At 64.1% G+C, this 11,753-nt stretch carries 8 protein-coding genes and 1 pseudogene; 5 read left to right on the forward strand and 4 right to left on the reverse strand.

The window, feature by feature from the left end; translation table 11 throughout:
• From H926_RS26485 to H926_RS0108765, 3 genes and pseudogenes are all read left to right on the forward strand, one after another.
• Positions 1-295: pseudogene (locus tag H926_RS26485) on the forward strand (ribonuclease E/G); the annotation flags it as partial.
• A 127-nt stretch (positions 296-422) separates the two neighbouring features.
• Positions 423-1,004 (forward strand): GbsR/MarR family transcriptional regulator, encoded by a 582-nt coding sequence (locus H926_RS0108760; protein ID WP_022675956.1) that lies wholly within the window; start codon positions 423-425, stop codon positions 1,002-1,004.
• Positions 1,005-1,113: 109 nt separating this feature from the next.
• Positions 1,114-2,115, forward strand: a complete 1,002-nt coding sequence (locus H926_RS0108765) for an SRPBCC family protein (RefSeq protein WP_022675957.1) — start codon at positions 1,114-1,116, stop codon at positions 2,113-2,115.
• A 6-nt stretch (positions 2,116-2,121) separates the two neighbouring features.
• Here the strand turns inward: H926_RS0108765 and H926_RS0108770 are convergent, their stop codons facing one another.
• On the reverse strand, positions 2,122-4,110 hold the full coding sequence (locus H926_RS0108770; RefSeq protein WP_022675958.1) for a S9 family peptidase: 1,989 nt from the start codon (positions 4,108-4,110) through the stop codon (positions 2,122-2,124).
• A 325-nt stretch (positions 4,111-4,435) separates the two neighbouring features.
• Between H926_RS0108770 and H926_RS0108775 the strand changes: the two genes are divergently transcribed.
• Both H926_RS0108775 and zapE read left to right on the forward strand, forming a co-directional pair.
• A complete protein-coding gene (locus tag H926_RS0108775; protein WP_022675959.1) occupies positions 4,436-5,218 on the forward strand; it encodes a succinate dehydrogenase iron-sulfur subunit in 783 nt (260 codons plus the stop codon).
• A gap of 96 nt (positions 5,219-5,314) precedes the next feature.
• Positions 5,315-6,433 carry a cell division protein ZapE gene (zapE, locus tag H926_RS0108780; RefSeq protein WP_022675960.1) on the forward strand — a complete coding sequence of 373 codons (1,119 nt, stop codon included), beginning with the start codon at positions 5,315-5,317 and terminating at the stop codon, positions 6,431-6,433.
• 504 nt (positions 6,434-6,937) lie between these two features.
• Here zapE and H926_RS34565 read toward each other — a convergent pair.
• The 3 genes from H926_RS34565 to H926_RS0108795 all read right to left on the reverse strand — a co-directional run.
• Positions 6,938-9,127, reverse strand: a complete 2,190-nt coding sequence (locus tag H926_RS34565; RefSeq protein ID WP_022675961.1) for an EAL domain-containing protein — start codon at positions 9,125-9,127, stop codon at positions 6,938-6,940.
• Between the two features lie 178 nt (positions 9,128-9,305).
• Complete coding sequence (locus tag H926_RS0108790) at positions 9,306-11,210, reverse strand: XrtA/PEP-CTERM system amidotransferase (RefSeq protein ID WP_022675962.1); 1,905 nt, start codon at positions 11,208-11,210, stop codon at positions 9,306-9,308.
• An 18-nt stretch (positions 11,211-11,228) separates the two neighbouring features.
• On the reverse strand, positions 11,229-11,753 hold a 525-nt coding region (locus H926_RS0108795; RefSeq protein WP_022675963.1), incomplete at its 5' end, for an exosortase C-terminal domain/associated protein EpsI.

The raw sequence follows: 11,753 nt of genomic DNA on the forward strand, positions 1-11,753 counted from the left end.
CGCCGACGCTCCGGCCGAAGCGGCCGCCGAACCGGCCACCGCCGCGCAAGCGCCTGCTGCAGAGGCTCCGGCTGCCGAAGCGCCTGCCAAGCCCAAGCGCGTGCGCAAGAAGAAGGTTGCCGAAGCACCCGCGGAAGCAAGCGTGGACGCTGCCCCCGAAGTGGCACCCGCTGCGGCTGCGCCGGCAGATGCTGACGCGGCTGGCGAAAGCGATGCCGGCGAACAGCCCGCAGCCGATGGCGAAGACGGCGCTTCGCCGCGCCGTGGCTGGTGGCAGCGCACCTTCGGCGCCTGATCGCCAGAGGCCCTTGCGGCTCTGAGAAAAGCCCGCCTCGGCAGTGCCGGGGCGGGCTTTTTCGTGGCCTACGACAAAGATCACCAAGTGCCTTGACCAAGAAGCAAATCTGACAGATATTTCTGTCATGACAGAAATATCAAACGACTCAGATCGCCTGCCCCCCTCGGTGGAGCAGTTCGTGCTGCGCTGGGGCGACATGGGCACGCAGTGGGGCGTCAACCGCTCCGTGGCACAGATCCAGGCGCTGCTGTTCCTGTCAGAACGCCCGCTGACGGCCGAAGACATCGCAGCAAAGCTCAACATGGCGCGCTCCAACGTGTCGAACAGCCTCAAGGAACTGCTCGCGTGGAAACTGATCCACCGGGTGCCGGTACTAGGCGATCGCCGCGATCATTACGAAGCCGAAGCCGATCTCTGGCAGATGGCCACCAAAGTGGCGCAGGGGCGCAAGGCGCGCGAGATTGACCCGATGGTCGCGGCGATCGGCGCGGCGATGCAGGATATCGATGACCCGCGCATCAGCGCCAAGGTGCGCCAGCGGCTGGTGGCAATGCACGATTTCGTAAACACGGTGGATGGCTGGTACCAGCAGATGCTCAACGTCCCACCGGCCCAGATCATGACGCTGATCCGCATGGGCGCCAAGGTTGTCAGCCTGCTGCGCTTTGTCAGCGGGCGCGGCGGCAGCAAAACCGACCAGACCTGACCCCGTCACCGCGCACAACGGCCACGGCGACGGGGCCGTGGCTACCATCTTACGCATATACCAATTTCTCTCGTTTCAGAATTGCCTGAACATAGAAAAGGTCCCAGCCATGACCTCCGACCCTCAAGACGATCGCGCCCCCGTCTCCTTGCTCAAGGGCCGCATCATCGCTGGCTTTTCCCTGGCGCTGGTCATCGCGCTGAGCGCTTACCTGCTGATGAGCGCCAGCCGGGCCGGCAATGAAGCCTTTGCCAGCCTGTGGTTCCTCGCCGTGTTCCCGGCCTATCTCTGCGCACTGATTTGCTATGTCGGCGATCCGGCCGGCACCCGCTCGAGGAATTTCTATGTATCGGTGCCACCGATCCTGGTGGGCTTGGTAATCTTTGGCTCGGCCGCGTTCCTGGGCGAAGGCATTATCTGCCTGGTAATGCTCTCACCGATCTGGCTGATCTTCGGGCTGATTGGCGCCTTCTCAGTGCGCAGGATGCGCCGTCGGCGTGACGATGCGGCGAGCTTCCACGCGTCCTTGCTATTCCTGCCGCTGCTGGCGGGCAGCGTTGAAAGCCAGATCCCCGTCCCGCACGATACAGTGACGCTGACCCGCTCGGTCATTGTTAACGCCAGCCCCGCCGAAATCTGGCCCTATGCCGTCAGCAACACCCACATCGGCAAAGACGAAGGCCGCTGGACCTTTTCGCAAAGCGTGCTCGGCCTGCCCCGTCCTCGCGCCACGGTGCTCGATCGCCCCGGCGTGGGTGGCGTGCGCACGGCCTATTGGAGCGAGGGCATCGATTTCCAGGAACGGGTGACCGCGTGGCAACCCGGCCGGCGGCTGGCCTGGCGCTTTGCCTTTACCAACAGCTCGCTACAGCATCACACCGACGAGCATATCGCGCCCGACGGCCCGTTCCTCAAGATCGACACTGGCGATTACCGCCTGACGCCTCTGCCCGATGGCACGACACGGCTGACGCTGACCACCAACTACGTGGCGATGACCCACGTCAATCTCTACGCACGCTGGTGGGGCGAACTGCTGCTCGGCGATATCCAGGACAATGTCCTGGCCGTGGTCAAGCAGCGGGCCGAAGCCCGCCACAAGGCCGGATGATCGGAATTACGACGGGTTGTACTTGGCCAGCCACGCCCCGATCGCGTCAAGCATCGCCTTGCGATCATCAAGCCGGGTGAAATAGTGATCGGCCTTGGGCAGGCTTACATAGTCCACTGTCTTGCCCGCTGCGCGCATCCGGCTGGCCATGGCATCGGAATGGCTCACCGCCACGGTCACGTCCTTGCGCCCATGGATGAGCAGCAAGGGCGCCTTGATCCGGTCCACCGCGTTGAGCGGGGAAACCGCCGCGAAATCAGGCGTCATCGCTTTCCAGTCGTCGGAATACTTGCCTTCCATGTAATAGTTGCCGAAGTCGTTCACCTCGCGGCGCAGGCTCGCGACGCCTGAGATCGAGACGCCGCAGCGATAGAGATCGGGGTCCTTGGCCAGGCCCCACATCGTGGCATAGCCGCCATAGGATGCCCCCACGATGCAGGCTCGCTTGGGATCGGCCATGCCCTCGGCCACTGCCCAGGCCAGGCCATCGGTGATGTCATCCTGCATGGCCAGGCCCATCTGCCCTTCGCCCTTGTGCAGGAAATCGGCGCCATAGCCGGTGGAGCCACGGAAGTTGGGCTGGATCACCAGATAACCCCGGCTGGCGATATACTGCGCCAGATAGTCCCAGCTGGCGACATCCTGCGCCCAAGGGCCGCCATGGGGCAGCATCACCACCGGCAAATTGTGTGCCTCGCGCCCCTTGGGCGTGGTCACCACTGCCTCGATGCTCAAGCCATCGCGCGCCTTGTAGTGCACGGTCTTTACCGGCGAAACCGGCACCTGCTTGAGCTTGTCGTTGAACACGGCGACGCGCTGCATCATCCCGCCATCGAGGCTGAAGTAATAGAGCGCGCCGGGGCTGTCGGGCCGGGCCAGAGTCAACAGCATGGCGCGGCGATCCGCGCTCAGGCTGGAAATCTCGACGCTGACCTTCTGCGGCTCGACCGATTTGTCGAACGCGGCCTGAAGGTCGGCCATGTCCTTGTCCAGCCAGTGCACGCGATCGGGCATGTCAGAGGTCGTCACGCCCAGCACGGCAGAACGGTCTTGCGACAGGAGCGTGCGCGCGATTTCGGTGCCGGCCGGCGCCTCGAACAGCACGCGCCCCGTCTGCTGGGTCAGCATGTTGATTTCATAGAGCCGGTCGCGTCCATCATCGCCGGTCAAAACGGCAATAGCGTTGTCCGTGCCGGGCACGAACAGGATCGGATCGAGCAGGGATTCGTGGGCCTTGCTGCTGGCGCGGTCGATCGTGCGCAACTGCTGGCTTGGGTCGGCACCGCGATAGTACAGCTGCGACATCCGGCCCGACTTGGTCACCGAAACCCCGCTACGCACCACGCCGTTGCCATCAGCCTGCCAGCTCAGCACGCCGTCGCGAGAACTCTGCACCACATGCTCACGCCCGGTGGCTAGATTGACCCGGTGCACGGACGGAAAGAACCCTTCGTCCAGGTACATCGAATTCTGTGCGGACAGCAGGATTTCAGGGGTGCCGTCATGGGCAACCCAGATCACGTCGGCCACATTCTGGCCGGCGAGCGTCCACAACAGGCGCGTGATCTTGCCGGTCTTGCGTTCGATGGAGATCAGCCGGCTGACATAGGTGCGATCGCCGGAGTCCTGCATCGGCAGCAGCGCGCGCAGCTTCACCAGCAGATAGTCATCGCCGACCCACTGCACCCAATCGGCCTCGGTCTGATCGGGCACAGCCAGGTTCATGGGCTTTTCCTGGGGATCGAACAGGTTGCGGACGCCGATCACCTGGGTGCCGCCCATGCCGAACTTGCCGGCGATCCGCCGCCCATCGGGCGAAAGCGCGCCATCGGCAAAGAACGGGATCTGGGCAAACGCGTCGGCATCCAGCACCGCGGCAGGCGCGCCCTTCTGTGCAGCAGCAGCAGAGGCTGTAGCCGGCGCGGGCGGCGGCGCCGTTTGCGCCACGGCTGCCGAAGCGATGATCGCGCCGGCTGCACATGCCAGTGTCAGCACCGATCCAAATCGCCCAACGCCTGCCCCCAGCCGCTGCGCGCCCGCCCATCCCCTATTCTGCATCTTGCCCCCTTATCTGAATGTTTTCAGGGTTATGCCGATTGCATCGGTTAGTCCATCCTGCCGCATCGCAAATAATGCCAACACGGATGCGATTACTGCGTGCCACCATGCCTCGTGTCCGCACCCGCGTTTTCGGGCACGCAGACCATGGGGCAAGAGCGGCACTCTCCCCTTGCCCCATGCTGCGATTGCGCTAAGGACGACTCGTTCAAGCCGATCTGGCCTTGCCGGCCAGCGGCCCAGTGCAGCAGGACCCGGTTTTATGGCGACTTTCACGCTCCCCAAGAACTCCACGATCACCGGCAAGGCGCGCCATCACGCCGCCGCCACCAACGGCAAGATCAAGAAGTTCAAGGTCTATCGCTATGATCCCGACAGCGGCGAGAACCCGCGCTACGACACGTTCGAGATCGATCTCGAACAGTGCGGCCCGATGGTGCTCGACGCGCTGATCAAGATGAAGGGCGAGCAGGACCCGACGCTGACCTTCCGCCGTTCGTGCCGAGAAGGGATCTGCGGATCGTGCGCGATGAACATGAATGGCCGCAACGGCCTGGCCTGCACCACCGCGATCGAAGACCTCAAGGGTGAAATCCGCATCACCCCCCTGCCCCACATGCAGGTGATCAAGGACCTCGTCCCCGATTTCACGCACTTCTACGCGCAATATGCCTCGATCCGTCCCTGGCTGCAGACCGTGTCGCCCACGCCCTCGGGCAAGGAGCGCCTGCAGAGCCCGGAACAGCGCGAAAAGCTCGATGGCCTTTACGAATGCATCCTGTGCGCGTGCTGCTCCACGTCGTGCCCCAGCTATTGGTGGAACTCCGACAAGTTCCTCGGCCCGGCAATCCTGCTCCAGGCCTATCGCTGGCTGGCCGACAGCCGCGACGAAATGACCGGCGAGCGCCTCGACGAGCTGGAAGATCCCTTCCGCCTCTATCGTTGCCACACGATCATGAACTGCGCTAACGTGTGCCCTAAGGGCCTTTCGCCCGCACGCGCCATCGCCGAAATCAAGAAGATGCAGGCCGAGCGCGCGATCTGACGCGCCAGGTTTGGCCTTTTCCCTTCGCGTCATTCCCGAACGCCGGCCGGTTCCCCCGGCCGGCGTTTCGCTTTTCCCAAGGCCCGTCGCTTTATCATGACCCGCATTTCCCAGCGCTATGCCCAACTCGTCGCCTCGGGCGAATTGCGCCCCGATCCAGAGCAGGCCGCCGCTGCCAACCGCCTGGACCAGTTGCAGCAGGAATTGGAAAACCCGCCGCCAGCCCCCGGCCTGTTCGGCCGCCTGTTGCGTGGCAAGCAGGCGCCTGTGCCGCGCGGGCTTTACATGTGGGGTGGCGTCGGGCGCGGCAAATCGATGTTGATGGACCTGTTCCACGATAACCTGGCCGTCACCGCCAAGCGCCGCGCGCATTTCCACGCCTTCATGCTCGACGTGCACGCGCGGCTGCGCGAGGCGCGCAAGAGCGAAAGCGGCGATCCGATCGTGCCGGTGGCGGCCAGCATCGCGGCGGAATGCCACGTGCTGTGCTTTGACGAAATGGTGGTCAACAACAGCGCCGACGCCATGATCATGAGCCGGCTGTTCACCGCCCTGATCGTGGAACACGGGGTGGTCATCGTCACCACCAGCAACCGCGCTCCGTCAGAGCTGTACAAGAACGGGCTCAACCGCGAGCATTTCCTGCCGTTCATTGCGCTGGTGGAAGAGCGGCTCGACGTGCTCGCGCTCAATGGTCCGGTCGACTACCGCTTGCAGCGCCTGCAGGGCGTGGGCACCTGGCACGTGCCCAATGGCCCGGCGGCCACCGAAGCAGTGCGCGAGGCGTTCTTCCGCATGACCGACTTTGCCCCGGAAGACAGCGCCAACGTGCCCAGCGCCGATCTCGATCTGGGCGGCGGACGCACGCTGCATGTTCCCAAGAGCCTCAAGGGTGTGGGCGTGTTCAGCTTCAAGCGGCTGTGCGCGCAGCCACGCGGCGCGTCGGATTACCTGGCGATTGCCCATGCCTATCACACGGTAATCATCGTCGGCATCCCCCGCCTGGGGCCGGAACAGCGCAACGAGGCGGCGCGTTTCGTGACGCTGATCGACGCGCTGTACGAACACAAGGTCAAGCTGATCGCCACGGCCGATGCCGAGCCCATTAACCTTTACGAATCGGGCGATGGCCGGTTCGAATTCGATCGAACCATCAGTCGACTAATGGAAATGCAAAGCCAGGACTATCTGGCCCTTGGCCACGGCAACGAGTGAGCCTGACCGAAGACAAATTTATTTATTCCGAAAATACGAAAGCCCGCGATTATTCATCGCGGGCTTTTGCTTTTTGGTAGGAATTAACAGGCCAGGCCGGTCATCACTTAAGATTTCTCCGGATACCCAGCGTATTCCTATTTCGGCATTAGCCGAACAGCAGGCGAAGCAGCATGAAAACCTCCATCCACGGTTAGAGGCCTTTGAATATCACTAAGTTCCTTGGTTAACAAGAAGTAAACAATTGCAAATTCGGCGCAAACCGTTGCAGCCGTCCCGTTTCGGAACAGCCAAGCCCATAGATTTGCAGGGAATTGTGCTACCGGAGGCGCCCGCGCACCGATGAGCCAGCTAGGGCTTGCCCTTAAGCGCAGCGAGACAAGATTAACCAATGGGATAGGCGCGGATCGCGCGAAGAAGGCCGCTCGAGTCGGGAGTAGAACGAGGACACCTCGTGCGCCCAGGCAAGGGAGACGGAAACGCTGCCTTAGGTGGTTGGAAGGGTCAGACAGCCCTGCTGTGCCGCATCAGGCGCGCCTGGTAATCGCGGAACATCACGTCAAAAGGTTGCGGCTTGCTGAGGTAATAGCCTTGGGCATGATCGCAGCCGAGCGCCGCCAGCAGGTGGAAGGTCGCCTCGTCCTCGATGCCCTCGGCCACCACCGCTTGGCCCAGCGCATGGGCCAAGCCGATCGTGCTGGTGATGATCGCACGGTCACGGTCGCTGCTGAGCAGGCGCGAGACAAAGCGCCGGTCGATCTTGAGTTCGTCGCTGGGCAGATCGGCCAGATAGGCCAGGCTGGCTTCACCCGTGCCGAAATCGTCGATCGACAGGCGAAAACCCAGATCGCGCAAGCGCGACATGTTGCGCACCGCATCGCTCCGGTTGTTCATGCCTGATGTCTCGGTGATCTCGATCGTCAGCAAGCCAGGGTCGATGCCACGGCGCGTGACGATCTCACGGAAATTCTCGACCAGATCAGGCTTGTCCACCATCTGCCCGGACAGGTTGATGCTCATCTGAAAGCGTGAGCCCAGGGCATTGACGGCTTGCGCGGCAGTGATGGCCTCTTCCAGCACCCAATAGGTCAGCGCATCGATGCGCCCTGCCCGCTCGGCCTGGAGGATGAAGGCATCGGGCGCGATGTAGCCGCGCGTCGGGTGGTTCCAGCGGATCAGCGCCTCGGCGCCGGAAATGCGCCCGGTGCGATAATCCCACTGTGGCTGGAACGCCAACCAGATGTCGCCGTTGCGCAGCCCCTCGTCGATGCGCGCGTGCAACGACAGTTCCCAAGGCGCCTCGGCCAACCGATGCGCCTCGAACACCTCCACCGGGCGGCCATTGCTTAGCGCTTCGTTGGCACTGGCCAGCGCCGAATTGACGCGGGTCAGCGCGTCGAGCCCCTCGTTACGATCGAGACCGAAGTGGATATTGGTGTCGAAGGTATGTGTGCCAATCTGCAAAGGCGCGGAAAAAAGGGCACGCAGCCCTTCCAGGTGGCTCAATTGGACATCGAGCGGGCGTGCCTCTTCAGCCCAGGCAAAATGCCCGCCATCCCCGTGGAAAATCTGGCCTGCGCCAGATCCCACCGACAGTCGTCGGGCGATTTGATTGGCACATTCCCCATGCAGATCGCGGGGCAAAGTCGCGAGAATCTCTTCGTATCGCCCAACCACTGCCACGATCACATCACGTCCCACCTCGATCGGGTGGGACGACAGGGCAAGAAAGTTCGGCAATCCTGACGTGCTAGTCTGTTGAATGCGTCGGGTGCGCCGCTGCCACAGCCGGATCGCCCCGTAGATCGACATGAACGTCATGGCGACATCTGGATGGACTACCAAGCCGAGGAAGCGAACCGAGATCGGCAGGAACACCAGGATCATCGTCAGCGCGACATAGGCCATGTTCTTGGCTGCGCGGCGTTGCATGCGGTTGGTCAGCAGCACCGTGCCCACCGCCAGCAACAGCAGCGGCAGGAACGACAGATCAGCGTTGAGTGGGCGCTTCAGCCCTTCCGCGCCCGCGATGTCGAGCGAGACCGGCGGCTTGATGCCGTGCCCGAGGTACCGCATCGGGGCGATGCCATTGGACGCCGTGATAACCACGGTCCGCCCCGTCAGCAAACCGGGAGAATAGCCATTCTGGAGAAGCGTGCGCGCGCTAACCTGGGGGATCGTGGCGGGATCGACCGTGAAATCAGGATAGAAAGTGCCGGGCGGAACCGCCTTCAAACCCGCAAGCGCGACCGCGAACGCGGGATATGTCCGCTCTCTGATCGTCACCGAATAGGGTGCGGAGACGGCAGCGTGGATGAAGTTGTCGTTCCAAGAGGAAACATAGATGGGATGCTTGCCGGCAATCTCCCGGGCCGGAAAGGTAAAGGCGCTCTTGTCCTTGCGATTGGCTTCGCTCGCGCGCGCGACGAACGCGACGTCGGTGCCGTAGCTGTCGATGATGGCCTTGAGTTGCTTGTCCCCGCTGGCATCAAGCCCATAGGGAATGCGCAAATCCACGAATACCTGCCGCGGCATCTGCCGCCGCACTCCCTCCAACACGCGCGCTTCGGTCGCCGTATCCAGTTCCGGCATGCCATCGACCGACACCACCACCACCGACGAGGGCGCCGGGCGCGTCACAAAGTGAAAAGCCGTATTCCAATAGACGTGGCGCGGAATGTCCGTGATGCTCAAAAGCGGCTGCCAAAGCGCCAGGCTCAGCAGCAGCGATATTCCGATCGGTGATCGTAGAAACTTTCGCATGGACCATCGGCGCAGTTGGATTACCCTACGGGGCTAGTCCGAAATGGTTTAGATCACCTTACCGTTTACCACCGATGGTAACAGGCGAGGCACCATGTGCCCGCCAAGGCTATGACGACAAAGCCGTATCCAGCCGAGCCAAACTGCGGTCGAGCATCAGCAATTGCCACAGGACGCGGCTGTTATCGGCCCTTCCGGCGATATGCGATTCGGCCAGCGTGGCGATGCGGGTGGCATCGAACCAGCCGGTGCGGGTGAGTGCGCCACCCGTGGCGATCGCGCGCGCTGCGCCCGCCAGCGGGCCACGCAGCCAGGCGGCGATCGGCGTGACGAAGCCCATCTTGGGCCGGAACAGCACATCATCGGGCAGATAGCGGCGCATCGTCTGCTTCATCAGCCATTTGCCGGTGGCGCCATGCACGCGCATCGCCTCGGGCAGGCCGGCGGCAAATTCGATCAGGCGGTGGTCGAGCAGCGGCTCGCGCGCCTCAAGGCTCACAGCCATGCTGGTGCGATCGACCTTGGTCAGGATATCGCCGGGCAACATGAACTTGAGATCGGCATATTGCGCGCGGTCGAGCCCGCTGCGCGCCGGCGCCTGGCGCATCAGGTCGATCAGCGGCGTCTCAGCCCGGTAATCGCCACGCAGCCGCAGGAACTCCGGGCTGAACAGCGCGGCGCGCGCCTCTGGCGCGGTCACCGCCAAGGCGCGGGCATAGCCGGTTTCGCCATCTTCGGCCAGGCTCTGGAACGTGGCCTTGGCGCGCAGCGGGCGCGGCGCCCAGTCGGCCTTGGGATAGAGACGGCCCAGCGCACCGAACACCGGGCGGCGCAGCCCCGCCGGCACCAGCGCGCGCGCCTGCTCTTCGCGGTGATGGAACACCTGGCGGCGATAACCGGCAAACGCCTCGTCCGCTCCATCGCCCGACAGCGCCACCGTAACATGCTGCCGCGCCAGCTCGCACACGCGGAACGTGGGCAGCGCCGATGCATCGGCAAAGGGTTCGTCGAACATCGCCACCAGGCGGTCGACCAGTTTGAAATCATCGGACGATACCGTGCGCGCATGGTGCTGCGTGGCAAAGCGCTGCGCCACCGCGCCGGCCCAGCTGGTTTCATCAAGCGCGGCCACGTCAAAACCGATCGCGCAGGTCTTGACCGGGTCGCGGCTGGCCTCGGCCATCAGCGCCACCACGGTGGAGCTGTCCACCCCGCCCGAAAGAAATGCGCCCAGCGGCACGTCGGCCGCCATGCGCGAGGTGACCGCCTTGCGCAGCCGGTGCAGCAGATGCGCTTCGAGGTCTTTCTGGCTGGCCTTGTCGCGCTCGGCAAACGAGACATCCCACCAGCGCACGCTGGGGGGCGGCGGTGCATCATGGCGCAGCAGGCGGTAATGCCCGGCCGGCAGCTTTTCCACCCCGGCCAGGATCGCGCGGCCATCGGGCACAAAGCCCCAGGCGAGGTAATCCTCCACCGCCAGTGGGTCGACCGTCCGCCGCAACATCGGATGGGCCAGCAACTGCTTGAGTTCCGATCCGAAGATCACGCTGCCATCGGCCAGCGTGGCCATGTGCAGCGGCTTTACCCCCAGCCGGTCCCGCGCCAGGAACAGCGTGCGGGCGCGTTGGTCATAAAGGGCAAAGGCAAACATGCCGTTGAACCGCGCCAGGCAATCGACGCCCCACTGCTGCCAGGCGGCGAGGATCACCTCGCTATCGCCGTCGGTGCGGAACCGCGCGCCCAGGGCCGCCAGTTCGCGGCGCAGTTCCTGGTAGTTGTAGATTTCGCCATTGAACACCAGCACGGCGGCGCCATCGGCGCTGGCCATGGGCTGGGGCGATCCGGCCAGGTCGATGATCGACAGGCGGCGGTGGCCCAGCCCCACGCCAGGCGCAGTCCACACGCCATGGCCATCGGGGCCGCGGTGCGCGATGACATCGCCCATGGCGCGCAGCCGTTCCGGATCGACCGGCTTCATCCCCTGGGTGTGAAAGATCCCCGCAATGCCGCACATGCCTTGAAAACCAGCCCCCTATTGCCCGCGCGAAACGGTATCGATCCAGCGGTCCAGCGGCCCGGTGGCCGCCACGAAAGCGGCCAGGGCCGGCGCGGCGGGCGCCCCGGCATTGTCTTCGCTCGACAGGATCAGCGTGGCCGTGGGCTGCGCGCGCAGCAAGAGTCGGTCAGCAATGTTCCACAGCTTGAGCGCCATGTTGCTGCTGCCCAGCCAGCCATCGGTACGGTACCAGGTAATCGCCAAGCGGTGCACCGGGCCAGGCGCCTGGATCATGTCACCCTTGCCACCGGCGATGCTTGGCGCCGGCTTTTCCCAGGCCCAGCCGCTACCCGGCGGCACGGCCCCTTCGCCAAAGCCGCCTGCCTCTCGCCCATCGCCCTGCGCGGCATAGAGCGCAAACGACACGTCCACCACATGGCCGGCATCGTCGGCATAGCGGCCCAGCAGGCGATGATCGGCCCCGCCATGGCGCGGCTGCCAGGGCCAGCCGCCCGGCGCTGCCACGCGGTGCCAGCCGGGAACGGCCGGCAGGTCGATACG

The organism is Novosphingobium sp. B-7 (assembly GCF_000410615.1).
In the GTDB taxonomy this organism is placed as follows: Bacteria; Pseudomonadota; Alphaproteobacteria; order Sphingomonadales; family Sphingomonadaceae; genus Novosphingobium; species Novosphingobium capsulatum.

Excerpts from the sequence above, each read along its gene's own strand:
- H926_RS0108760 (WP_022675956.1), top strand. The coding sequence starts at position 423 with ATGACAGAAATATCAAACGACTCAGATCGCCTGCCCCCCTCGGTGGAG.
- H926_RS0108765 (WP_022675957.1), top strand. The coding sequence starts at position 1,114 with ATGACCTCCGACCCTCAAGACGATCGCGCCCCCGTCTCCTTGCTCAAG.
- H926_RS0108775 (WP_022675959.1), top strand. The coding sequence starts at position 4,436 with ATGGCGACTTTCACGCTCCCCAAGAACTCCACGATCACCGGCAAGGCG.
- zapE (WP_022675960.1), top strand. The coding sequence starts at position 5,315 with ATGACCCGCATTTCCCAGCGCTATGCCCAACTCGTCGCCTCGGGCGAA.
- H926_RS0108790 (WP_022675962.1), bottom strand. The coding sequence starts at position 11,210 with ATGTGCGGCATTGCGGGGATCTTTCACACCCAGGGGATGAAGCCGGTC.